Annotated in this window: 26 protein-coding genes; 20 read left to right on the forward strand and 6 right to left on the reverse strand. The window is 62.6% G+C overall.

What is annotated here, in order from left to right; translation table 11 throughout:
• Window positions 1-104 precede the first annotated feature (104 nt).
• Window positions 105-1,001 (forward strand): LysR family transcriptional regulator, encoded by an 897-nt coding sequence (locus ASG20_RS05690; RefSeq protein ID WP_082470743.1) that lies wholly within the window; start codon window positions 105-107, stop codon window positions 999-1,001.
• A 78-nt stretch (window positions 1,002-1,079) separates the two neighbouring features.
• On the opposite strand, the gene ASG20_RS05695 is transcribed toward ASG20_RS05690, so the two are convergent.
• The gene (locus ASG20_RS05695; protein WP_082470744.1) at window positions 1,080-1,841 is read right to left on the reverse strand and encodes a peroxiredoxin-like family protein; all 762 of its coding nucleotides are present in this window, start codon (window positions 1,839-1,841) and stop codon (window positions 1,080-1,082) included.
• A gap of 40 nt (window positions 1,842-1,881) precedes the next feature.
• Between ASG20_RS05695 and ASG20_RS05700 the strand changes: the two genes are divergently transcribed.
• Entirely contained in the window at window positions 1,882-2,421 is a 540-nt protein-coding gene (locus tag ASG20_RS05700; RefSeq protein WP_056049633.1) for a MarR family winged helix-turn-helix transcriptional regulator, read from the forward strand.
• Window positions 2,422-2,465: 44 nt separating this feature from the next.
• On the opposite strand, the gene ASG20_RS05705 is transcribed toward ASG20_RS05700, so the two are convergent.
• On the reverse strand, window positions 2,466-3,101 hold the full coding sequence (locus ASG20_RS05705) for a TetR/AcrR family transcriptional regulator (RefSeq protein WP_056049638.1): 636 nt from the start codon (window positions 3,099-3,101) through the stop codon (window positions 2,466-2,468).
• A gap of 57 nt (window positions 3,102-3,158) precedes the next feature.
• Here ASG20_RS05705 and ASG20_RS05710 point away from each other — a divergent pair, with 57 nt between their 5' ends.
• The 11 genes from ASG20_RS05710 to ASG20_RS05760 all read left to right on the forward strand — a co-directional run bounded on the left by ASG20_RS05710 (window position 3,159) and on the right by ASG20_RS05760 (window position 10,273).
• A complete protein-coding gene (locus ASG20_RS05710) occupies window positions 3,159-3,614 on the forward strand; it encodes a nuclear transport factor 2 family protein (RefSeq protein ID WP_231420478.1) in 456 nt (151 codons plus the stop codon).
• Window positions 3,607-4,452, forward strand: coding sequence for an NmrA family NAD(P)-binding protein (locus ASG20_RS05715; RefSeq protein ID WP_056049645.1), 846 nt, complete (start codon window positions 3,607-3,609; stop codon window positions 4,450-4,452). The genes ASG20_RS05710 and ASG20_RS05715 overlap by 8 nt, the downstream gene beginning before the upstream one ends.
• A 169-nt stretch (window positions 4,453-4,621) precedes the next feature.
• Window positions 4,622-5,497: a LysR family transcriptional regulator gene (locus tag ASG20_RS05720; protein WP_056049648.1), complete on the forward strand. Its 876-nt coding sequence runs from the start codon at window positions 4,622-4,624 to the stop codon at window positions 5,495-5,497.
• 148 nt (window positions 5,498-5,645) lie between these two features.
• Window positions 5,646-6,089 (forward strand): peptide-methionine (R)-S-oxide reductase MsrB, encoded by a 444-nt coding sequence (gene msrB / locus ASG20_RS05725; RefSeq protein WP_056049652.1) that lies wholly within the window; start codon window positions 5,646-5,648, stop codon window positions 6,087-6,089.
• A gap of 1 nt (window position 6,090) precedes the next feature.
• Complete coding sequence (gene msrA, locus ASG20_RS05730) at window positions 6,091-6,630, forward strand: peptide-methionine (S)-S-oxide reductase MsrA (RefSeq protein ID WP_056049656.1); 540 nt, start codon at window positions 6,091-6,093, stop codon at window positions 6,628-6,630.
• A gap of 68 nt (window positions 6,631-6,698) precedes the next feature.
• Entirely contained in the window at window positions 6,699-7,403 is a 705-nt protein-coding gene (locus tag ASG20_RS05735; protein WP_056050514.1) for a glutathione S-transferase N-terminal domain-containing protein, read from the forward strand.
• On the forward strand, window positions 7,400-8,368 hold the full coding sequence (locus ASG20_RS05740) for a magnesium and cobalt transport protein CorA (RefSeq protein WP_056049659.1): 969 nt from the start codon (window positions 7,400-7,402) through the stop codon (window positions 8,366-8,368). Before ASG20_RS05735 ends, ASG20_RS05740 begins: the two co-directional genes overlap by 4 nt.
• A complete protein-coding gene (locus ASG20_RS05745) occupies window positions 8,365-8,937 on the forward strand; it encodes a hypothetical protein (RefSeq protein ID WP_056049661.1) in 573 nt (190 codons plus the stop codon). The genes ASG20_RS05740 and ASG20_RS05745 overlap by 4 nt, the downstream gene beginning before the upstream one ends.
• A 60-nt stretch (window positions 8,938-8,997) precedes the next feature.
• Window positions 8,998-9,447 (forward strand): hypothetical protein, encoded by a 450-nt coding sequence (locus ASG20_RS05750; protein WP_056049663.1) that lies wholly within the window; start codon window positions 8,998-9,000, stop codon window positions 9,445-9,447.
• A gap of 51 nt (window positions 9,448-9,498) precedes the next feature.
• A complete protein-coding gene (locus ASG20_RS05755; RefSeq protein ID WP_056050516.1) occupies window positions 9,499-9,900 on the forward strand; it encodes a RidA family protein in 402 nt (133 codons plus the stop codon).
• A gap of 82 nt (window positions 9,901-9,982) precedes the next feature.
• Window positions 9,983-10,273, forward strand: coding sequence for a DUF2218 domain-containing protein (locus ASG20_RS05760; RefSeq protein WP_056049665.1), 291 nt, complete (start codon window positions 9,983-9,985; stop codon window positions 10,271-10,273).
• 63 nt (window positions 10,274-10,336) lie between these two features.
• On the opposite strand, the gene ASG20_RS05765 is transcribed toward ASG20_RS05760, so the two are convergent.
• Both ASG20_RS05765 and ASG20_RS05770 read right to left on the reverse strand, forming a co-directional pair.
• Window positions 10,337-10,807, reverse strand: coding sequence for a TlpA family protein disulfide reductase (locus ASG20_RS05765; protein WP_056049666.1), 471 nt, complete (start codon window positions 10,805-10,807; stop codon window positions 10,337-10,339).
• A 46-nt stretch (window positions 10,808-10,853) separates the two neighbouring features.
• The gene (locus ASG20_RS05770) at window positions 10,854-11,039 is read right to left on the reverse strand and encodes a heme-binding protein (protein WP_056049667.1); all 186 of its coding nucleotides are present in this window, start codon (window positions 11,037-11,039) and stop codon (window positions 10,854-10,856) included.
• Between the two features lie 503 nt (window positions 11,040-11,542).
• Between ASG20_RS05770 and ASG20_RS05775 the strand changes: the two genes are divergently transcribed.
• Window positions 11,543-12,148, forward strand: coding sequence for a sulfite oxidase-like oxidoreductase (locus ASG20_RS05775; protein ID WP_056049669.1), 606 nt, complete (start codon window positions 11,543-11,545; stop codon window positions 12,146-12,148).
• 34 nt (window positions 12,149-12,182) lie between these two features.
• Window positions 12,183-12,890, forward strand: a complete 708-nt coding sequence (locus ASG20_RS05780; RefSeq protein WP_231420480.1) for a ferredoxin reductase — start codon at window positions 12,183-12,185, stop codon at window positions 12,888-12,890.
• A gap of 44 nt (window positions 12,891-12,934) precedes the next feature.
• On the opposite strand, the gene ASG20_RS05785 is transcribed toward ASG20_RS05780, so the two are convergent.
• Complete coding sequence (locus ASG20_RS05785; RefSeq protein ID WP_201780679.1) at window positions 12,935-13,378, reverse strand: hypothetical protein; 444 nt, start codon at window positions 13,376-13,378, stop codon at window positions 12,935-12,937.
• Window positions 13,379-14,006: 628 nt separating this feature from the next.
• Here ASG20_RS05785 and ASG20_RS05790 point away from each other — a divergent pair.
• The 4 genes from ASG20_RS05790 (at window position 14,007) to ASG20_RS05805 (ending at window position 20,601) form a co-directional block, all read left to right on the forward strand.
• A complete protein-coding gene (locus ASG20_RS05790; protein ID WP_082470746.1) occupies window positions 14,007-17,201 on the forward strand; it encodes a TonB-dependent receptor in 3,195 nt (1,064 codons plus the stop codon).
• Between the two features lie 131 nt (window positions 17,202-17,332).
• Complete coding sequence (locus ASG20_RS05795; RefSeq protein WP_056049675.1) at window positions 17,333-18,052, forward strand: SapC family protein; 720 nt, start codon at window positions 17,333-17,335, stop codon at window positions 18,050-18,052.
• A 14-nt stretch (window positions 18,053-18,066) separates the two neighbouring features.
• A complete protein-coding gene (locus ASG20_RS05800) occupies window positions 18,067-19,086 on the forward strand; it encodes a cupin-like domain-containing protein (RefSeq protein ID WP_056050522.1) in 1,020 nt (339 codons plus the stop codon).
• Window positions 19,087-19,095: 9 nt separating this feature from the next.
• The gene (locus tag ASG20_RS05805; RefSeq protein WP_056049677.1) at window positions 19,096-20,601 is read left to right on the forward strand and encodes a tryptophan halogenase family protein; all 1,506 of its coding nucleotides are present in this window, start codon (window positions 19,096-19,098) and stop codon (window positions 20,599-20,601) included.
• Window positions 20,602-20,803: 202 nt separating this feature from the next.
• Here ASG20_RS05805 and ASG20_RS19280 read toward each other — a convergent pair whose 3' ends face one another.
• The gene (locus ASG20_RS19280) at window positions 20,804-20,977 is read right to left on the reverse strand and encodes a hypothetical protein (RefSeq protein WP_156364028.1); all 174 of its coding nucleotides are present in this window, start codon (window positions 20,975-20,977) and stop codon (window positions 20,804-20,806) included.
• Between the two features lie 460 nt (window positions 20,978-21,437).
• Between ASG20_RS19280 and ASG20_RS05815 the strand changes: the two genes are divergently transcribed.
• Window positions 21,438-21,620, forward strand: coding sequence for a hypothetical protein (locus tag ASG20_RS05815; protein WP_056049679.1), 183 nt, complete (start codon window positions 21,438-21,440; stop codon window positions 21,618-21,620).
• Window positions 21,621-21,937: the final 317 nt, after the last annotated feature.

Genomic DNA, 21,937 nt, shown 5'->3' on the forward strand with positions numbered 1-21,937 from the left:
GGTGGCGCCTTCGACCTCCCGCCTAGCGCACGCCACTGTATGACGACGCCCCTTTCCGCGACGGCCGGCTCGGTTGGCGACAGGGTCGCCAGTGGTCGGCGCGCATGGTACGCTCGCCTATGGAGATGCACCAGGTACGGTACTTCCTCGCAATGGCGCGGCTGCTCAACTTCACCCGAGCGGCCGAAGAGTCCAACGTGTCTCAGCCGTCGCTGACGCGCGCGATCCAGAAGCTCGAGGACGAGTTCGGCGGAGAATTGTTTCGTCGCGAGCGCAGCCATACCCACCTCACCAGTCTCGGACGTCAGATGTTACCGCATCTTACCCGCACGTTCGAGGCGGCACAGGCCACGATGGCCTTCGCCAAGGGCATCGGGAGGGCGGGCGTGGTGCCGCTTGCGCTTGGCGTCGATGCGGCGATCGAGTCCGATACGCTTGACAGGATTCTGGAGGAACTGGCCGACTGTCTCCCCGGTTTCGAGCTGTCGCTGTCCAGCGGGTCGCCGGGCGATCTGATCGAAGCGGCGATGAACGGTACGTTGGATCTGGTCGTGATCGAGCTGCCGGACGACGCGCCCGATCGCTTCGATGTCTGGCCGCTGTTCGACCATAGCTATCACATGGTCACGCGCGCGGGCCATCCGCTCGCCGGGGGCGCGATGCCGTCGCTGCTGTCGGTGCGCGATGAGTCCTGGATCGACCATGAGGGCAACGGGTGCGCCCGGCTCAAGACCCTCGCCGCCCCGCATGGCTTCGTGCCGATCGTGCGGCATAGCGCCACCGATATGGCGCAGGTGAAGCAGCTGGTGATCTCAGGGCTCGGCAGCGCGTTCATTCCGCGACCTCGCGACGACGAGCGCTTGTGCGCGTTCACATTTGCCGATGTCGAGGTCAGGCGCGACGTCGTCCTGGGCGCGGTGGCGGGACGTAAGCGCAGTATCGCTGCCGATGCCTTCGTACGCGCCTCACGCGCACGCAGCTGGGCGGCGGCCGCAGCCTGAGCTGAAATGCCGGGCCCTGCCGACGTACCGGGAGACGTCCCCTGATCGAATGGACTGCCCTTCACGCCCTCGCCCCGCTCAGCCCATCGCCGCAAGGAACGCGACGATGTCCAGCGGTTCGGGACGCAGCCGAAAGTCGGGATCGACATGGGCGTAAAGGATGATGCCGTCTTCGCCGACGACGAACGTTGCCGGGATCGGCAGAAAGCCCCCATCGCTGCCGTAGATAGCCGCCAGATCGAGCCCGATCGCAAGATACCGCCGCTTCACATCCTCGCCCACCGGGAACGCCAACCCGCAGGCCAGCGCCGCCCCGTGGTCGACGTCGCACAGCAATGTCGCGCGTGGGCCGATCATGCCCTGTACGGCGGAAGCACCTTCGCCGGTCTCGCCGGTCACGACGACCAGACTTGCGCCCACGTCGTCAAGCGCGGGCGAAGCGGCGGCCCAGGATTGCAGTTCATGCACGCAGAACGGGCACCATAATCCGCGATTGAAGCTGACGACGATCGGCCGTCCACCCTGCAACTGCTGGATCGAACGATAGCGTCCCGATGGGTCGGGAAGCGAAAGGTCCGGGAACTGCGCGCCCGCGCGGGGCGCCTCTTTCCCTAAGCGAAGGCTCTGCAATCGTGCGATGAACCCCTCGTAGACGGACGCAAAGCCCAATTCCGCGACCGCAGCTTCGGCTTCAGAGCAGGACTGCAGTCGAATGGTGGCCATGCCATGCAGGATAGCGTCGAAACGCACGGATGGCACAGCACCAAATCGCGAGCGATATCGGCGGCCGAGACTCGCGCGGCTTTGGCGTCCCCTCGCGAGGTCGAACAGGACCGGCATGCACCTTGCGGTCTATGCTCCGCGCACATAAGATGCTGGAATGGACACAGTGCGCGATCGAAATATCTTCGGGGCGTTCGCCCTCATGATCAGCGACGACATCGTTCGCGCCAGCGCATCGCAGGCGCCGGAAGCGGGCCCCGCCGCCTCGGCGCTGGCGTTGCTCGCGCACGAGCCCGGTCTCTCGATCCGCATGCTGGCAGTCGGGGTAGGACTTTCGCATGCGGGGACCGTACGCCTGGTCGATCGTTTGGCAGCCGAACGGCTGATCGAGCGTCGCGAGCATTCGACGGACGGGCGCACGCGTTCGCTCTATCTGACGCCCGCCGGCAGGATCGCAAGCGACGCGGTCCTCGCCTCGCGCGATCAGGTCATTGCCGAAGGGCTGTCGATCCTGACCTCGGACGATCTGAACATCCTGTCCGACATCGCCGAACGCGTTCTGCGCGATCGCCTGCAAAACCTCGATCACTCCTACCGCGTCTGCCGCCTGTGCTGCTACGAAGGCTGCACGAACTGCCCCATCGATGCCGAATTGCTCGAACGAGGCGTAGACCGCGATACGAAGGACGACGCGTAGGAGGTTGTCATCGGCACCGCTCGACGCTGAGCGATCGCCCCCCATCAGGAAGCATGTCGAGCCTCGCTTGCTCGGATTGCGGCACCCGTGACCCGAGCAAGCCGCTCGATGTAGGCGCGATCCGATCGGCCACCGACGACCGCAAGCCGCCAATATAGCGGAGCCGCAATGATGTCGGCGGCCATCTGTCGGTCCACCGATGGTGAAACTTCGCGCCGTTCGATCGCCCGATCGATCAGCCCGTCGACTCGCTCGCGTCGCGCGCGCTGGAACGGGCGGATCGCCGCGCCCAGTGCCGGTGTCCGCTCGATCTCGCCGTGGAGATCGGTCAGGATGCGTCGCACCTTGGGATGACGCAGCACGCGGCGCAGCGCGAACAGCGCGGCTTCCAGATCCGCTTCGAGCGAGCCGCGTTCCTCGACGTCGGTGATCGTCAGCCCGACCCGCGACAACAGATCGCTGGCCATCGACACCTTGTCCGGCCAGCGGCGGTAGAGCGCAGCCTTGCCGACGCCCGCGGTCCGCGCCACCCGTTCCAGGCTCAACCCCGCATAGCCCGTCCGGGCCCATTCGTCGAAGAAGACGCGCGTCAGCGCCTCGGTAACGTCGCCGCGCATGATCGCTGCCCCGCTCGGAACGCGAACGGTCTTCCGGGATTCGTCGGAACGGTTGCGTTCCATCGTCAGGTCCTTATATCTCGGTGGAACGCTACCGTTCCGACGATCTGGAGCTATCGTATGACAGACAGTGTGGAAAGCTTTTCGACGATGCTGCGAAGGGCATTGGGTGATCGCATCGCTGCGGATGCTGCCACGTTTCTGGACATGATGGCCGACGACGGCGTGATGGAATTTCCCTACGCGCCCCCCGGTCTGGCGACCCGGTTGGAGGGTAAGGCTGCGATCGCACGCCATCTCGACAGCCTGGGCGAGATGATCGCCTTCGATGGCATGGGAGAGCCGACGGTTTACGCTACGAGCGACCCCGACGTGACCATCGTGGAGTTCGAAGGCTTCGGACACGGCGTTTCAACCGGCGAGGCGTACGACCAGCGCTATATCTCGGTGATCCGGACGCATGCCGGACGGATCGTCCAGTATCGCGATTACTGGAATCCGCTGGTGGTGCTGCGCGCACTTCGCGGTGGCGCCGCCGTCGATGCCCTTGTCGGCGGAGTGACCGATCATGGTTGACCGGGTCCTGGTCACAGGCGGCACGGGCAAGACGGGCTCGCTGGTCGCACGACAGCTTGCGGCCCGCGGTGTCGAAGCCCGTATCGCGACCCGCAACGCAAACTCGCCGGAACAGGTTCGCTTCGACTGGAACGATACCGCCTCGCATCGTGCCGCGCTCGACGGCGTCGATGCGGTCTACCTCGTCGCGCCGACCGACCGAACCGATCATTTGCCCGTCATGCGCCCGTTGCTGGAGCAGGCGGTGGAACGCGGCGTGACACAGCTCGTGCTGTTGAGCGCCTCGTCCCTGCCCGAGGGCGGTCCGATGATGGGAGAGGTTCATGCGTGGCTCCACGCCAACGCGCCGCGTTGGGTCGTCCTGCGCCCGAGCTGGTTCATGCAGAACTTCGTCACGCAGCATCTGCCGTCCATCATCCATGAGGGCTGCATCTATTCGGCGACGCAGGATGGGCGCACGCCGTTCATCGACGCCGCCGACATCGCAGCGGTCGCGGTCGAAGCCCTGGTCAATCCGATTTTCAGGTCGGGAGAAAGGGTCCTGACGGGTCCCGAAGCGCTTTCTTACGACGAGGTAGCGGATCGGATCGCCGCGGCGGCCCAGCGTCCCGTCCGTCATTGCCGGTTGTCGGTGGACGAGCTTGCGCGCCGTTTCACCGGGTTCGGCATTCCCGAGCATTATGCGGATGCACTCGCACGCATGGATGACGCGATCGCGCAGGGGGCGGAGGACAGGACCACGACCGAGGTCGCGCAGGTAACGGGGCGAAATCCGACCACGCTCGCCGATTTTCTCACGGTTCATAGAAGGGCCTTTCATCAGCCTCCCGCCGGCTGACTGTCCAAGACCGCCATGCCCGACCGCGACCATACGTCGGCATTATATGCGCGGCGCATATAGCAATACCTGCGGACGGTAACTATATGCCTTAAGCATATTTATACCGGCTTCTTACCAACGGCACGCTCCGAGGACGAAGAAGCGGTCAGGCTGAAGGGTCGAGGCTATGGAACTCAATCAAGTCCGCTACTTCATCAACTTGGCCGAGACGCTCAATTTCACGACGGCAGCGCGGCTGAGCAGCGTGTCGCAACCCAGTCTGACCCGCGCGATCCATCGCCTGGAGGAGGAACTCGGCGGCAAACTAATCCACCGCGATGGGAAGAACAGCCGCCTTACCGGCCTTGGTCAGGACGTCGAGGCGGAATTCAGGCGCATGGCGGCGGCGGTAAGAAGCGTCCGCGATCACTCCGAGAACTGGGCGATGGGACGGCACCGCGTATTGGACGTCGGCGTCGCGCCAACCGTTGGACCAAAGGCGTTCTCGGCGTTTTTCGAAAGCGCGCTGGCGGAAGTTCCGTCGGTCGAGATCAAGCTGCATTCGCTACAGTCGAACGAGGACGCATCGGAGGTGCTGTCGGGAAAATACCACGCCTGCATCCTGCCGCGTGAAACCCGACCGGAGTTCAAGTTGAACGTGCATCCACTGTTCCGCGAACGCTTCGTCCTCGGCTGTTCCGCGAACCATCCCCTGGCTGCCAGCGAGGTCGTGCGCGGCGAAGACCTGGTCAGGTTCCCGTTCGTCGACCGCCTGAAATGCGAGTTTCGCGACGAGATCCGCGATCACTTCGCGCGACGGGACGTGCTCGTGCAGCCCCGCTTTCGATCCGATCGCGAAGACTGGGTGCAGCGGGTCGTCGCCGACAGCGACGCGATATGCATTCTTCCGGAACGATCGGCGACGGCGCACGGCCTCGTCACGCGTCCGATCGACGGGTTCGTCCTGGAGCGCGAAGTCGTGATCGCGACGGTCTCCGGCTCCACCGCACCAGTCGAAATACGCAAGATCGCGCAAATGGCGGCCCGGTACGCGTGGAATTGAGTCACGGCATGAACAGTATCGGCGGTATGGAAACTATACTTCCGACGTATTGGATAATTCCAGGGGTACTGCGATACACTGCATGATGACGAATACTGTTTTCTGAACGTAGATTCTTCGTTCCTCTTGAAAAGTATTGAGTGATATCATGAAGTTTGAAAGATCGCAGGACGCAGTCGATCGGCTGACCCCGGAGCAACGTCGGGTGACGCAGCACTCGGGTACCGAGCGGCCCTTCACCGGAGAGTATGACGGCAACAAGGAACCCGGCATCTACGTCGACGTCGTATCGGGCGAGCCGCTGTTCGCATCGACCGACAAATACGAGTCGGGCTCCGGCTGGCCCAGCTTCACCAAGCCGATCGTCCCGGCAAACGTGAACGAGGTCCGCGATACAACGCACGGGACGGTTAGGACCGAGGTAAGGTCGGTGCACGCCGACAGCCATCTCGGCCACGTGTTCCCGGACGGTCCCGCCGACCGCGGTGGCCTGCGCTATTGCATCAACTCTGCGTCGCTTCGCTTCATCCCGCGCGATGAGATGGAGAGCGAAGGATACGGCGAATATCTCGATCAGGCAGAGGAGGCTTAATATGCACGAGCGCGCCATTCTCGCGGGCGGATGTTTCTGGGGCATGCAGGATCTGATCCGCAAGCGGCCCGGCATCGTCTCGACCCGTGTCGGCTACACCGGCGGCGATATTCCGAACGCCACCTATCGCAATCACGGCACGCATGCCGAGGGGATCGAGATCGTCTTCGACCCGGCGGTGACGAGCTACCGGGCCATCCTCGAATTCTTCTTCCAGATCCACGATCCCACCACCAAGAACCGCCAGGGCAACGACATGGGGCTCTCCTACCGGTCGGGCATCTATTACGTCGACGACGCGCAGAGGCGCGTTGCCGAAGACACGATCGCCGATGTGGATGCCTCCGGGCTGTGGAATGGCAAGGTGGTCACCGAGGTCGTGCCGGTCGGCGCGTTCTGGGAAGCCGAGCCGGACCATCAGGATTATCTGGAGACGCGGCCGAACGGCTACACCTGCCACTTCGTACGTCCCGGCTGGGTGCTTCCGAAGCGCCAGAGGGATGACGATGCGCAGCATGCGACCGGGATCGCAGCGGAATAGACGCCACCACCGTTCAGCGCCGGTCTGGTCCGCAATCCTCCATGACCGCAGCACCAGGATCGCAGATCATGACCGACCTCTCGTCCTTCCCGATCACGCAGCGCTTTCCGGCATCGTATCCCGATCGCATCCAGCTTTACGCCACGCCCACCCCCAACGGCGTCAAGGTCTCGATCATGCTGGAGGAAACCGGCGCGGCGTACGAGCCGCACTTCGTAGACATCTCGAACAACGAGTCGAAAGACCCGGCGTTCGTGGCGCTCAATCCGAACGGCCGCATCCCGGCGATCATCGATCCGGCGGGGCCCGACGGTCGGCCTCTGGCGCTATGGGAGTCCGGCGCGATCCTTCTCTACCTCGCCGAGAAGACGGGCCAGTTCATGCCCGTCGACCCTGCCCGACGGTACGAGACGCTTGCCTGGGTCTTCTTTCAAATGTCGGCGATCGGCCCGATGTTCGGCCAGCTCGGCTTCTTCCTGCGATTTGGCGGTAAGGATATCGAGGACAAACGGCCGCGACAGCGCTTCGTCGACGAGACCAAGCGTCTGCTAGGGGTCTTGGATCGCCAGTTGGAAGGCCGCGACTGGATCCTCGACGACTATTCGATCGCGGACATCGCGACGATTGGCTGGGTGAATGCGCTGGGCGCGTTCTACGCTGCCGGCGACATTCTCGGTTTCGACGACTATGCGAACGTCCAGGCGTGGCTCGAACGCGCGCTGGCGCGACCCGCGGTGCAGCGCGGACTGCATATCCCCGCGAAACCGGCATGAGCGTAATCGCCGCCTATTATTACCACGAAGGCAAACGGGTCCGGGCGATCGCGCTCGATGAAAGCATCGAACTGGGCGAAGACCGCACGGGCTTCTGCTGGATCGCGCTCGGCGAGCCCACCGACGACGAACTCAGCAAGCTCCAGGCGACCTACCACCTTCATCCCTTGGCGATCGACAACGCGATGCACCCGCTGTGTCCGCCCAAACTCGAAGTCTATAATGACGAACTCTACATCGTTGCGCAGACCGCGGCGCTGGTGGGCGACCGGATCATCTACGGCAAGATGGCGATCTTCACCGGTCACAATCATCTCATCAGCGTACGGCACGGCACCGCGGGCGCGCTGGGCAACCTTCGCGCGCAACTCGAGGGATCGACCACCTTGTCCCGAAAGGGTGTCGACTACGTCCTGCACGCCATCCTGCACCGGATCGTCGACCAGTATCTGCCGATCTTCGAGATGATCGAGGACGACGTCCTGGCGATGGAGAGACGGTCGCTCGACGACTTTCTCGAGCGAGAGGATGTCGTCCGCATCTTCGAATTGAGGTCCGAACTCACGCGGTTCCAGCGCACGCTTGGCGCCATGGGGGAACTGGTGGGAAAGCTCGTCCGCGGCCATTTCCCCTGCATCAGTGCCGACGTGACACCCTATTTCAGCGACGTCGCGGATCATCTCCACCGTGTCCAGTCGATGGTCGACGGCCTTCTCCACGTCCTGTCCACGGTCTTCGAGGCGAGCAGCCTTTTGGAAGCGCAACGGATGGGCGTGATCACCCGCCAACTCGCGGCGTGGGCGGCGATACTCGCGGTCCCGACGGCAATCGCCGGCATATACGGCATGAACTTCAAGAACATGCCGGAGCTGGACGCGACCTACGGATACTTCATCGTGCTCGGCGTGATCGCAGTGTTCTGCCTGCTGCTGTTCGTGCGCTTCAAGAAGGCCAAGTGGCTATGACGACCCCACTGACCGACGTCCTCGAAGCCGTGCAGGCGTTCGTCGCCAAGGGCTACGACCACGAGTACCGCGTCAAGCACAGCACTCTCGTCGATCTCGAACTCGGATCGACTATCGAAGCGTGCACCATTCGCGTCGACGCGGCGTTGCGCCTCGAAAGCGGAGACGATGGCGAGGACGCCTCCAACATCTACGCGATCACCGACCCGGCGACCGGGCACCGCGGCCTGTTAATCGACGCGTTCGACGTGTTCCACGAAATCTGTCCCCGCGACCTGTCCGAGCGGCTCGTCGCGGATCGGGAAACGGTGGCGGCACGCGACCGGGACGCGCCGACCAAGCACGGACTGCGCAAGGTCTTCAAGGACGAGTTCCACCGCGATCCCGAACGCTACGTTCTGCGGGAGGGCTTTCCGGACTTCCCTTCATGCCCGTTCGGCGGCGGTTTCAGCATCCTCGGCTTCGACACCGCCGAGCAGGACTATGTCTGGCTCGTCACGAGTATCATCCGGGATCCCCGGCTGATCCGCGTCCCCTACCAGGGCGAAGACGTCAACAGCGACGAGTAGCGGCCTCGCCGAGCACTAACCCGCTGAACTTTCGAAGCACCGAAACGCAAGGACGTCATCATGGACTGGAACAAGGCGCACATCCGAGAGACGATGCTCTCGCTGGAAACCGCAGCGCTGCAGAGCGCTCGGGGAAACTACCTCGACTATGTCTTCACCGCCAAGGTCGATCAAAGCGAACCGGTCGAGAACGACGAACTGGCCCAAGCCGAGATCGCCAGCGACCTCGCCGAAGCGCTCGACGACACGCTGCACGATTACGCCGACAAGATCGACAAGCTCCGGATGATCGATTTCGGCCCCAAGTCGACCGTCGAGGAAGGTGCCGTCGTCAAGCTGTCCGGCCGCTACTTCGCGATCGCCGTGTCGACCAGCAGGTTCACCTGTCAGGGACGAGACGTGATGGGCATTTCGACGATGGCACCGATCTTCGAAGCGATCGAAGGTGCCCGGGCCGGGGAGACCGTGCAGTTCAACGGCCGCGACCTCGTCGTCGAAGACGTGGAATAGCCGGCCGACGCGCCAGTGCCGAACGCCGTTCATCTCATCAAAGGCAAGCTCATGACGACACCGTCGTTCTTCATCACCCCCGGCTACGGAACGCGCCTGCACGACGAGCTGCATTACTCGCAGGCGATGCGCATCGGCGACCGCGTGGAGATTTCCGGACAAGGCGGCTGGAACGACGATCTCGTCATTCCGGAGTCGATCGAGGACGAGATCGCGCAGGCGTTCGAGAACGTCGAACGGACGCTCGCGACGGCCGGGGCGAACTGGGGCCACGTCGTGCACGTCAATTCCTACCACGTCGGCGGATTCCCTCCCGTCATCAACGAGACGATGGCGAGGCTGTACCTCCACTACATGCCCGACCGCGCGCCGATCTGGACGCAACTCGGGGTCGAAGCGCTGGGGCTTCCCACCATGCGCATCGAAATTCGCGTGACGGCGATCATAGCGTGATCCACCTTGGATCTGTGACGCGGCGAACATCTCAAGAAATTTCACGATTTTAATCGATGCACACAGTCTACAGGAGCTCTTCATGTTCGAAGCCGAAGCACGCATCGCCACGATCGATAGCAGCCGCTATTTGACCGAGATCGCCAAGGCCTGGGTGCACACCTACCCGGTTCGCTACGATGCGCTGACCGCGGAGATCGAGCTTCCCGGCGGCCAGCTTATCATGACGGCCGATGGTGATAGCCTGTCTCTCCGGCTTGTAGGCACGGATCATGAACGCTTCGATGCCGCAAAGGAGGCCGTGGCCAAGCACGTGGATCGCGTGGCTGAACACGATACCGGCGTGCGCTGCGTCTGGCATGAGATTTCCTGATCGCATGCGGGACGATTGAACCGCCCAAATCTAGCAGTCAGGATTCAGCCCTCGCTGCATAAGCTATGCCTGACTCAAGTCCGCGATGAGCGTGTCCGCATCGAGATGAAAATCCGAGAAGACGATACGGCCGCCTGCATCGATAACGGTGAACCAAGGTGTTCCTCGCGTGCGGTAGTCTTCCATGAAGGTCGGCAGCGTCTGCCCGGTCGGGGGCTCATCGTGACCGAAAGCGAGGGGAAGGTCATATTTGAGCTGGTTCACGCGCAACATATCGAATGTGTTCTCGTCCGCGCCTTCGAAGACGGTCTGGATCACCGCGAACCCCACCCCCTTCGGGCTCAATGCGCCATACAATTTTTGGAGCGTCGGAAAGCCGTGCACATGGCACCCGCGGCACCAATGCTGGAAGGCGAACAGGATCTTCGGGCCCGTGCCAAGATCCGACAGCGCAACCGGCGCGATGCTCCCGCCATCCCCGCCAATCCATTCCCGCACCCGCAATTCAGGCGCCTGGCGTTCGGTCGTGTTCATCTTATCCTCCGATTCGAGCCGCAGTTCCTTTGCGGCATGACGACTGTCACGTCGGTAGCTGGAACCCGATTTTCTCGAGTGCCTCGACCCAGGCATCCTGATCCTGCTGATAGGTGCCACCAGAGATACCGATCCCGCCGATCAACTTTCCGCCCTTCAGGATCGGATAGCCGCCGCCGACCGCGACCATCCGCAGCCGATAGGCCAGCGGCGCCACTTTGGATCCGCGCATACGACGATCGACAACTCCAATTTGCTGCGGCCGAAAATATCGGTCAGTCAAATCTTCGCACCGCCTGACCACGCCGGGATCTCCATTTTGTCGTCACGGACTATAGATTCATGGTTCGTGAATTAAAAATAGCGACCGCGCATTGTTTCAATAGCTTCACCGATAGTCGAACCCCCATATTTTAATAGTACGGACTACTTTTGGCGCCTGCCGTGCTATCGTATTCTCATACCTCAACCTCAAATCAACGAGACTTTCTTGAAATAGCGTTGCAAAGCTATAAAAACTATAGCGATAGTGCATTGGAAAACACGATCGGCATGCCGCTATGGATAGCGTATGATAAAGCGAGCGCGTCGAAGTGCGTTAGATTATCCGACGGATGATTCGGTCTTCCGGACTTCGGCCAATCGGTCTGTTCGGCAGCCACGCGAGCAAGGACCGCGCACGGGACTCCGGAATGAAGCCGCCGATGGTCTTTCGTCATGAGCAAAGGAATTCACATGGTCACCAGAGGATTCACCGGTCGCGGCATGGACAGTGACAAGGCCAGCCGGATTCCGCCGGGTCAGCACCTCGTCGAGGATTTCCCCGTCCTGTCAGCTGGGCCCACGCCGCACGTGGAACCCGCCGACTGGAAATTCACCGTCAAGATCGGTCCGAAGCCCGTCAAAGTCTGGACCTGGAACGAATTCAATGCCCTGCCGAAGACCAAGGTGACGCGGGACATTCACTGCGTCACCTCGTGGTCGAAGCTTGATACCGCCTGGGAGGGCGTCCTCATCGAAGATATCCTTGCCGACGCAGGGCTCGATCCACCCACCGATTTCGTGTTGGCGCACTGCTACGATAAATATTCGACCAATGTCCCGCTGGCGGACCTTCTCTCCGGCAAGGCGATGGTCGCCCTCAACTATGCAGGCGAACCGCTGCCGCGCGATCACGGCGGGCCAGCGCGGCTCCTGGTCCCGCATCTCTATTTCTGGAAGTCCGCCAAATGGGTGAATGCGCTGCAATTCACCACGCGCGACGAGCCCGGTTTTTGGGAGGGGCATGGCTACCATATCTACGGCGATCCGTGGCGCGAGCAGCGATACACCAATGATTGAGGGTGGCGCGCAAACCGTGGCGTGGCAGTCGTGCGTGATCGAGGCGATCGTCCAGCAGACCCCGAGCATCAAGAGCGTCTTCCTGCGGGCGAGCAAACCGTTCGCGCCCATCGCGGGGCAGCACGTCGACGTCCGGCTGACCGCGCCCGATGGCTATCGTGCGATGCGCAGCTACTCGATCGCATCGACCGCGGCCTCCTCCCCGATCATCGAGCTCGCGATCGAGCGCCTGCCGGACGGCGAGGTTTCGTCATATTTTCACGACGTCGCGACGATCGGCGACGCCATCGAGCTACGTGGTCCGCTCGGCGGCCATTTCCTGTGGCCAGACCATTCCGCGGACGCGGTGCTGTTGATCGGGGCCGGCTCCGGCGTGGTGCCATTGATGGCCATGATCCGACAGCGCCGCACACAGACTCCGGCGGTACCGACGGCGCTGCTCCTGTCCGCGCGAACCGCCGTAGACGTGCTCTTTTCGGAAGAGCTTCATTCCACCGAGATCGGCGACACGGCATTCGTCCTGGCGCTGGCGATCACGCGCGAAGACCCGCGCCGCGCCTCGGACTTCGGGCGCCGGATCGACGACGCCATGGTCCAGGACGTCGTAGCCCGGCTTGACCGAAAACCCACACACGTCTTCGTCTGTGGGTCCAACGGCTTCGTCAACATCGCGACGGAGGGCGCGCTGCTGGCCGGGCTGGATGCCGCCATGATCAAGACCGAACGCTACGGTGGGGCATGATCTGGACAAGCTGTTCAACGGCCTGCGTCACATCGAAAAGCGGCTTAGCCCAACCATCGGGCAGCCGCTTCGCCGCTACTATCCGGGCTCGCGTTGAACGCAATCGGGGTTTGCGGCGCGCCTCGCCGAACGGCATCGATGACCTGTTCGAACGCGGCGACATGCTTGGTCGTCATACGGACGCCAGCGCCGATCACGATACAATCGAACGTCTCACGCGCGAGACACTCCGAAATGTCGTGACGCAAGCTTCCATCCGCGCGGATCGGCAGATGCACGGCTTCCCAACCGCGATCTCGCATCGATTGCGCGTCTCGTCCGATACCTTCCGCCACACGGGCTTCAGTCAGGCCGGGCGGAATGGCCGGATCGGTGAAATCGACTGCGTCAGGCGCATACCCAATGACCAACACGCGAACCATCTGCCTCTCCTTCGCGATCTTCAGCCGTCGAGCATAGGCCAACATCTCACGCGATACGATGTCCACGCAGAATGCACACGCGTAAACCTGCTGTAAACGCGGTTCGGGCCGCTTAGGGGTACGCAGGATACTGCCTCCCCACCTTCGCGATTTCGGTTTAACCCCGCAATGCCGCCGTTTTACTGATGTATCGCTATCACCGTGCTGATCCGCACTGCGGATCTTCAGCACGCATATGTGACCATCATTCCTTCCAAGCACAACGTTAACGACTACCGCAGTGCAACATTGTAGTTGAGCATTGCCCACGAGCCTCAACTGTTCAATTTGAAGCACATCGATAAAACGACAGATGTTCTGGCCCATCCTCGCGTCGGGCTAGGCCGTAATTGAGGCATCACGCCTTTCCCAAACTTACCTATACGGCACAACAACAGTCTCTATTATATCACAACTAGCGGATATAGAGGCTTAATCCAAAGAATACCGTATCCGATTTGCTAGAGCCCTTCGGAGAAGGGCCGACTAAACCACTAAGATTGCACCTGATAGTGCAACGGATCCGGTTATTTCACGCAAAATAAGTAAAGCCTCTACCGTTGACACCACCTCTCCGAATGGTAGCCCTATCATATGCGGCAACGACCGTGTGCACTCCGGCCTGAACAGGGCGGCCGGGAATAGGGGAGGGTTTATGATCAAGTTTCCGCGCGCGCTCGCGCATTCGGTATCTACTATCGCCGTCGTGGCAGGCATGGCAGCTTCGAGCGCTGCCGGCGCGCAGACAGCCACCGCTCCGGCGGACCAGAGTGCCCAGACCACCAACGCGCAGCAAACTGGCACGCAGACCGTGCCCGACGCGGCGCCCACGGCTGGCACGCTTGAAGACGGCACGACCGACGAGATCGTCGTCACCGGCATCCGCGCCAGCCTCGACCGCGCGATCGGCATCAAGCGCAATTCCGCAGGCGTCGTCGACGCCATCTCGGCCGAGGATATCGGCAAGTTCCCCGATACCAACCTGGCGGAATCGCTCCAGCGGATCACCGGCGTGTCGATCACCCGCGCCAACGGCGAAGGCTCGCAGGTCGCGGTCCGCGGGTTCAGCGGCGGCTTCAACCTGGTGACGCTGAACGGCCGTCAGCTCGCGTCGACCAGCATCGATACCAGCACCGGCAACGCGTTCGCGGTCGGCACCGGCCGCTCGTTCGATTTCCAGAATCTGGCGTCCGAAGGCGTCGCCACGCTGGAGGTCTACAAGACCGGTCGTGCCAACATCCCGTCGGGCGGTATCGGCGCGGCGATCAACGTCGTCACCCGCCGGCCACTGGACGCGCGCGAGGACGGCTTCTCGGGGTCGATCGGCGCCAAGGCGCTGTACGACAGCTCGGTCGAGAAGGCGGAGGCCAGCCTCAAGAAGGTCACGCCTGAACTTTCGGGCCTGATCAACTGGAAGAACCCCAACGAGACCTTCGGTATCAATCTGTTTGGCAGCTATCAGCTGCGTGAATCGGCGTCGGTCCAGTCCAACCCGAATTATTGGAACATCGTTCCGCTCAATAATTTCCTCAATACCTCGACCTACATAACCCCGACCACCAACATCACGAACCGTCCCACGACGCCGTACGTGCAGATCCCGAACGACAGCCGCTACCAGTTCTCGGAGAACCGTCGCGAACGCCTCAACGGCCAGGCCAACATCCAGTTCAAGCCGACCGACCGGTTGGAGATCACCGTCGACGGCCTGTATGCCCGCAACAAGCTGAGCGACGAGCGCAGCGAGCAGACCAACTGGTTCCAGCGTCCGTTCAGCGACATCACGTTCGACGACAACAAGCAGATGCAGTCCGCCATCATCCTTGCCGAGGCCAAGCAGGCCGACAAGGGGTATGAGCAACAGCGGTTCGCGACCAAAACCGAACTCTATTCCGTCGGCGGCAACCTGAAGTGGAACTTCACCGACGTGCTGTCGCTGAAGCTCGACGCGAACCACTCGAAGTCGACGACCAATCCGGACAATGCGAACGGTACGTCGGCGACGACGATCTCGATCGGCGCACCGGTGCGCGCAACGCATAAGGTCGATTTTTCCAACGGCTTCCCGCAGCAGTCGGAAACGCTCAACGATTGCAACGCGACCAACGGCGGCCGCGGCGGCAATTGCAACAACCTGCTCGACAGCGGCGATCTCGGCACACAGATCGCGCGCGAGATCTTCTCGAAGCAGGAGTCGAGGATCAACCAGTTCAACGGAGAATTGGGCTGGGATCTGGGCAACGAGAGCCGTTTCGTGCTCGGCACCAACTATGTCGATGCCAAGATTCACTCGACGAGTTCCAACACGCAACAACTTCTCGGCGACTGGGGCATCACGGATACCGGTATCGTCGACAGGCTCGCGGGCGACCTCGTCAGCACCTATTGCCTGACGTGCAAGTTCGACAAGTACAATCCAAACTCGACCGGCTCGGCGCTGGTAGCGTTCCGGGGGGATGCTGTCGATCTGCTCAACGTCTTCTCGCCATATTATCAGAATGTCCCCGGGCGTGAACGGGTTCTGATGGGGTCGTCGGACAATACGGTCGGCGAGAAAACCTGGGCGGTCTATGGTCAGATGGCTTGGCATGGCGACATCGGCGGACGCCGTGCCAATGCCTTGATCGGTGTTCGCTACGAGCGGACCCGGGTCAATTCGCTGGCGCTCCAGACGATCCCGAGCGCGCTGGAATGGCAGTCGGATAACGACTTCGCCGTCCTCGGCGGTGCGGCTGGCGGCGCGGTCAACGTCAAGTCGAAGTACGACAATCTGCTGCCGTCGCTCGACTTCAATATCGAGGTGGTCGACAATCTGATCGCGCGCACGTCGTTCAGCCGGACACTCGCCCGCGCGGATTATGGCAGCCTGTTCGCTTCCGTGACGGCCAACGCCCCTACCCGTCCAACCGCGCTGGGCTCCGGATCGGCGCCGGCCAACCGGCAGAATCCGGCGCTGTTGCCGCTGGTTTCGGACAATTTCGATGTGTCGGTCGAATGGTACTACAAGCCGACCAGCTTTATTTCGGCCGGCTTCTTCAACAAGAACGTACGCAACTTCGTCGGCAATACGGTGACCAACGGCAACCTGTTCGGCTTGCGCGATCCGGGTTCGGGTGCGCCGGGCTCGCGGTCCGGCACGGCGCTGGACTATCTCCGGTCGAACAATATCGCCACGACCGACGAAAACCTGTTCGCCTATACAGCGCTGCTGCAGCAGGCTGCCGGCAACAAGGCGGCGGCGACGGCAGCGTTCCAGAACGGCTTCGACGCCGCCACGGGCAAATTCCGTGGCACGTTCTACAACGATCTCGCCCTCGCGGTTAATCTCGTCGGCGACGCCGCCGATCCGCTCGTCAACTTCGCGATCAGCGAGCCGATCAACAATAAGGAAGCCAACATCCACGGGTTCGAAGTCGCCTGGACCAATTTCTTCGGTCGATCCGGCTTCGGTTTCGCGGTCTCGTACACCAAGGTCAGCGGTGACGTGAATGTGGATCCCTACGGCGACCCGAACGTCAACATCTTCGCGCTCACCGGGCTCGGCGACAGCGCCAACCTGACCGCGATCTACGACAAGGGCGGCATATCGGCCCGCGTCTCGTACAACTGGCGCGACAAGTATCTTGCGGCCACGAACCAGGGCGACAATCGCAACCCGCTGTTCACGGCGGCGTTCGGTACGCTCGATGGCAGCATAAGCTACGACGTCACGAAGACCTTCTCGGTGTCGCTCGAAGCCGTCAATCTGACCAGCGAACCGTTCCGCCAATATGCCCGTACCGAGACCAACCTGGTCTATGTCCAGGAACTCAAGCCGCGCTTCTACCTCGGCGCGCGCTACCGGTTCTGAGGAAAACGGGAGTGGATCTGGGTCCACTCCCGCACCAGTATGAAAAGGCCGCCGCAGAACCGTGCGGTGGCCTTTTCCTTTGTCCGTCGCCATCGCGCTGATAGACCTGACGCAACAACAGGACGGAGCGGATGAACCCCGTACAGATCAACAATATCGACCATGCCGATTTGCGCATCAGCCCGCGGGCGGGCGCCGCATTCGGCGATGCTACCAATCAAACGCTGATATTCCCCGCCGAGTTCGAGGAGGTGCAGCGCGAATTCGCCATCATATTCCGCCGCCGCGACGAAGGATTGCAGGCCTATGCCCTGTTGGGGCTGGACCGCGACGAAAACCTGTTTCTCGCCGGCGACTATTGGACCAGCCGTTATGTGCCCGCCAGTCATCAGCGCGGCCCCTTCTCGATCGGGCTGGTCAGGCCTTCCAGTGACGACGTCGGCGAGCCGATGCTGCATGTCGATCTAGACGACCCACGGGTCGGCGATAATGCCGGCCTGCCGCTGTTCCTCGAACATGGCGGCAGCACACCGTATCTCGATCATATCACCGGCGTGCTGCGCCTGCTGTACGAGGGCATCGAGACTGCGCCGGCTGCCTATGCCGCGCTCGACGAGGCTGGCCTTCTCACGTCGGTAACGCTCACCGTCGATGTCAGCGAAGAGCGCCGCTATACCATTCCCGACGTGCTGGTCGTCGACATCGAGCATCTCGCGGCCCTGACGGGGGAACCGCTCGAACGGCTGCACCGATCGGGCGTGCTGCGTCTCGCCATCCTAGCCGCCGCGTCGCTCGGCAACATCCAGCAGTTGATTGCCCGCAAGCAACCGCTGCTGAGCCAGATCGGGTGAGCGTGGCTGGTATCATGCGCCGCACGCGTGTGATCGAAGCGGCGAGCGCGGCCAGCGTGCCCGTTGCCGATCTGATCGCCGACGGCCGCCCGGTCATCCTGCGCGGGATCGCGCGCGACCTGCCGCTGGTCGCTATCGGGCTGGATGGCGCTGAGCCGGCGATGACGTGGCTCAAGCAGTTCGACGGTGGTCGACCCGTCACTGCATATCTAGGCGATCCCGCGATCGGCGGCCGCTTCGGCTATTCGGACGATTGCACCGGGCTGAACTTCAGACGGGAGAGCGGTTCGCTGTCCGGCTATCTCGACCAGATCCTCGCCAGCCTCGCCGACGCGGATGCGCCCTCCATCTATATCGGCTCGACCGACATCGATCTGTATCTGCCTGGCCTTCGCGCGCACGCGGCGTTGCCGTTCGGCGATCCGCAACTCGTCGAGACCCCACCTCTCGTCAGCATCTGGATCGGCAATCGTACCACCGCCGCGACGCATTACGACATGTCGAACAATCTGGCGTGCTGCATGGTCGGTCGACGGCGCTTCACGCTGTTCCCGCCGGAGCAGGTCGCCAACCTCTACCCCGGGCCATTGGAGCCGACGCCGGCCGGACAGGTGGTCAGCATGGTCGATCTCCGCGCACCCGATCTCGACCGGTATCCACGCTTTGCCGAGGCCCTGACGCAGGCCGAGGTCGCCGAACTCGAGCCCGGCGATGTGCTGCTCTATCCGGCTTTGTGGTGGCACAATGTCGAGGCGCTGGACGCGTTCAACGTGATGATCAACTATTGGTGGAACGCGGTGCCGCGGTTCATGGATACGCCGATGAACACGCTGCTCCACGGCCTGTTGTCGCTGCGCGATCGGCCCGATCACGAGAAGCAGGCGTGGCGCGCGATGTTCGACCACTATGTCTTCGGCCCCGCAGACCAGGCACGGGCGCACCTGCCCGACCACGCGCAAGGCGAACTGGCACCGCTCGATACGCTGTCGGCGCGGCGGCTGCGCGCAAAAATCCTTCAGCGCATCAACCGATAGGAACCGATCATGGTCGAGCAGCGCATCAGGAAAGTGGTCATCGCCGGCGGAGGCACCGCGGGCTGGCTCGCCGCCGCCGCGTTGACGCGGCAATTGGGCCAGTTGCTCGACATCACGCTGGTCGAATCCGAAGAGATCGGCACCATCGGCGTCGGCGAGGCGACGATCCCGACGATGCGCGCGTTCCACACGATCCTGGGACTGGACGAGCGCGAATTCATGCGCGCGACGCAAGCGACCTTCAAGCTTGGCATTTCGTTCGAGAACTGGGCGCGCGATGGCGATCGCTACATCCATTCGTTCGGCGACATCGGCAAATCGACCTGGATGGGCGACTTCCACCATTTCTGGCTCGCAGCCAAAGCCGCCGGCGATCCGAGCGAGATCGGCGACTATTGCCTCGAGCTTCAGGCGGCCAAGGCGGAGCGGTTCGCGCTCCCCTCCGAGGGCCAGATCAACTACGCCTATCATCTCGACGCCGGTCTTTATGCGCGCTTCCTGCGCGCGCGCAGCGAGGCGAACGGGCTGAAACGGATCGAGGGACGGATCGCCAGCGTCGATCGCGATGGCGAGACCGGCTTCATCCGCGCGCTCGTCCTCGATTCGGGCGAGCGCGTCGAGGGCGACCTGTTCCTCGACTGCACCGGCTTTCGCGGGCTGCTGATCGAGGGCACCTACGGCGCAGGGTACGAGGACTGGTCGCACTGGCTGCCGACCAACAGTGCGCTGGCCGTGCAGTCTGCCGCGATCGGCCCGGCGCACCCGTACACGCGCGCGATCGCGCATGACGCGGGCTGGCGCTGGCGCATTCCACTGCAGCACCGCGTCGGCAACGGGCTGGTCTATGCAAGCGATCATCTGTCCGACGACGAGGCGCATGCCCGCCTACTCGGCGCGATCGGCGGTGCGCCGCTTACCGAGCCGAGGCTGATCCGGTTCCGCACAGGTCGTCGGCGACAGGTATGGATGGAGAACTGCGTCGCGCTCAGCCTAGCCGGCGGGTTCGTCGAGCCGCTCGAATCGACCAGCATCCATCTGGTCATGACCGGCCTCATGCGGCTGATGCAGGCCTTCCCGTTCGGCGGAATCGCACCCTCACTGGTAACGCGGTTCAACGATCAGGCGCAGGCCGAGCTGGAACGCGTCCGCGACTTCATCATCCTCCATTATCACCTCAACGAACGCCCCGAGCCGTTCTGGGCGGCGCGCCGGGACATGCTCATCCCGGACACACTCGTAGAGCGCATCGCGCTGTTCACCGAAGGCGCGCAAGCGTATCAGGGCGGCGAGGATCTGTTCCGCGTCGCCAGCTGGGTGCAGGTGATGCTCGGCCAGCGTCTCACGCCCCGCGATCACCACCGCCTCGGCAACATCATGGGCGGCCCGCAACTCGCCAGCGTGTTAACCAACATCCGCAGCACCATCGCGGACGCGGTCGCGGGTATGCCCACGCACCAGCAGTTCCTGGATCGCTACCTCGCGACACCGACCGCCGCTGCGTCCGGCATCCGATAGGTCAACGCGAACCGCGGGTACGATCATATCACGCGACGGCCTCGCCCGTTACGCGGCGGCAGTGTTTGCGACCATAGACCCTGGCCTCGTCCTATCGGCGACCAGCCTGATGAATGTCCCGAGCGGGTGATCCGGCTCAACGCGATCAATTTTAACGACAACTGGGTCGACGGATTGCACAGTTCCCGACCTCCCGGCGATGCTACGCAAAGCGACCGCTCTGCTCAATAACGAGGCAAAGAGCGTCTTTCTGCAGGTCGAAGGCGCATAGATCGACAAGCAGCACCATCTCGCCAATCCGTGTGGCCAGATCGGCGGGACGGTTGATCTCGACAAGGCGGTGCAGATCGCGCTGGAAGATGACGTCTGCGGCCATCGCCGAGTCACCGCGAGCCGTGCAAGGCGAGGCCGGCCGCCAGCATGGAGCAGAGGCGATCGGGCGAAGATACCGACAAGCTGTTCCACGAGAATGCTGAGCGGGAAGCCGCGCCGTCGGACCAGATGCGCTGCGCAACGATCATCATTTCCTGAGGGGTGGGTGCCCTACCCTCGCCCATGCAATCGATTACGGCATCCACGAACAAGGGGCTGGTCGATCGTGACATGCTGACACACCTCATTTGGGCTGAGCTCTGACATAAGGGCCGCAGGCTTCACGGACATGGCCTTCGACCTGTTACGCGCCAGACGGAACACTCCACGAGCCGGACGGCACGAACGGGGTATCCCCCCTAACCGCATAAGCGTATGCTGCGGCATCGCCATCACCCTTGCCGCGAGCACGGTGACGATAGAGAGCTGGGATCAGCTTCCGCCCGCAGTGCCGAGTGCCTGCCATGCCGAACGTTCAAGATTACGATCTCGAGTACAGCAAGAAGCGCGAACAAGCCGAACGGCAGGCGTCGGCCCTGGCGAAGGACCTGTGCTCCAAAGCCGTCCATCGATCCTTGGCAATGCTGTATGGTGATCGCGTTATTTCTGCCCGGCGCGCGATCAATGAGCGCGGCGTGAACCCATAGCGTCCGCGACGGAGCGCGGTTCAGTTTAGCTCGACTATCGCCGTTGCAGCGATGGGCCGTTCAGAACCGCAACGGGAGTTTTCCGGCGCTTCCCGTTATGGCCGTATGAGACTAGGTTCCCGATTTTGCGAAGGGACAACTCCCGCGACGTCTAGGGCAAGCAAAAGTGGACGCCGCATCGGAGGCGTCAGCCTTTCGATCAGGTCCCAACTTATGACGAAGGCGACATGCTGCTCTTCGAATCCGGCGCGATTGTCTATCATCGCCAACACGCACGGTGATACGCTGTCATCTGCCGATCCTGCGGCACGGTCGCG

The organism is Sphingomonas sp. Leaf198 (genome assembly GCF_001424005.1).
GTDB lineage: Bacteria > Pseudomonadota > Alphaproteobacteria > Sphingomonadales > Sphingomonadaceae > Sphingomonas.

Bases quoted from the DNA above. Each gene is read 5' to 3' on its own strand.
- ASG20_RS05700 (WP_056049633.1), top strand. From the start codon at position 1,882: ATGGACACAGTGCGCGATCGAAATATCTTCGGGGCGTTCGCCCTCATG.
- ASG20_RS05815 (WP_056049679.1), top strand. From the start codon at position 21,438: ATGCCGAACGTTCAAGATTACGATCTCGAGTACAGCAAGAAGCGCGAA.
- msrA (WP_056049656.1), top strand. From the start codon at position 6,091: ATGCACGAGCGCGCCATTCTCGCGGGCGGATGTTTCTGGGGCATGCAG.
- ASG20_RS05710 (WP_231420478.1), top strand. From the start codon at position 3,159: ATGACAGACAGTGTGGAAAGCTTTTCGACGATGCTGCGAAGGGCATTG.
- ASG20_RS05790 (WP_082470746.1), top strand. From the start codon at position 14,007: ATGATCAAGTTTCCGCGCGCGCTCGCGCATTCGGTATCTACTATCGCC.
- ASG20_RS05800 (WP_056050522.1), top strand. From the start codon at position 18,067: ATGCGCCGCACGCGTGTGATCGAAGCGGCGAGCGCGGCCAGCGTGCCC.
- ASG20_RS05690 (WP_082470743.1), top strand. From the start codon at position 105: ATGGTACGCTCGCCTATGGAGATGCACCAGGTACGGTACTTCCTCGCA.
- ASG20_RS05740 (WP_056049659.1), top strand. From the start codon at position 7,400: ATGAGCGTAATCGCCGCCTATTATTACCACGAAGGCAAACGGGTCCGG.
- ASG20_RS05715 (WP_056049645.1), top strand. From the start codon at position 3,607: ATGGTTGACCGGGTCCTGGTCACAGGCGGCACGGGCAAGACGGGCTCG.
- ASG20_RS05745 (WP_056049661.1), top strand. From the start codon at position 8,365: ATGACGACCCCACTGACCGACGTCCTCGAAGCCGTGCAGGCGTTCGTC.
- ASG20_RS05765 (WP_056049666.1), bottom strand. From the start codon at position 10,807: ATGAACACGACCGAACGCCAGGCGCCTGAATTGCGGGTGCGGGAATGG.
- msrB (WP_056049652.1), top strand. From the start codon at position 5,646: ATGAAGTTTGAAAGATCGCAGGACGCAGTCGATCGGCTGACCCCGGAG.
- ASG20_RS19280 (WP_156364028.1), bottom strand. From the start codon at position 20,977: ATGGCCGCAGACGTCATCTTCCAGCGCGATCTGCACCGCCTTGTCGAG.
- ASG20_RS05805 (WP_056049677.1), top strand. From the start codon at position 19,096: ATGGTCGAGCAGCGCATCAGGAAAGTGGTCATCGCCGGCGGAGGCACC.
- ASG20_RS05775 (WP_056049669.1), top strand. From the start codon at position 11,543: ATGGTCACCAGAGGATTCACCGGTCGCGGCATGGACAGTGACAAGGCC.
- ASG20_RS05750 (WP_056049663.1), top strand. From the start codon at position 8,998: ATGGACTGGAACAAGGCGCACATCCGAGAGACGATGCTCTCGCTGGAA.
- ASG20_RS05695 (WP_082470744.1), bottom strand. From the start codon at position 1,841: ATGCCGGTCCTGTTCGACCTCGCGAGGGGACGCCAAAGCCGCGCGAGT.
- ASG20_RS05755 (WP_056050516.1), top strand. From the start codon at position 9,499: ATGACGACACCGTCGTTCTTCATCACCCCCGGCTACGGAACGCGCCTG.
- ASG20_RS05770 (WP_056049667.1), bottom strand. From the start codon at position 11,039: ATGCGCGGATCCAAAGTGGCGCCGCTGGCCTATCGGCTGCGGATGGTC.
- ASG20_RS05735 (WP_056050514.1), top strand. From the start codon at position 6,699: ATGACCGACCTCTCGTCCTTCCCGATCACGCAGCGCTTTCCGGCATCG.
- ASG20_RS05760 (WP_056049665.1), top strand. From the start codon at position 9,983: ATGTTCGAAGCCGAAGCACGCATCGCCACGATCGATAGCAGCCGCTAT.
- ASG20_RS05705 (WP_056049638.1), bottom strand. From the start codon at position 3,101: ATGGAACGCAACCGTTCCGACGAATCCCGGAAGACCGTTCGCGTTCCG.
- ASG20_RS05795 (WP_056049675.1), top strand. From the start codon at position 17,333: ATGAACCCCGTACAGATCAACAATATCGACCATGCCGATTTGCGCATC.
- ASG20_RS05720 (WP_056049648.1), top strand. From the start codon at position 4,622: ATGGAACTCAATCAAGTCCGCTACTTCATCAACTTGGCCGAGACGCTC.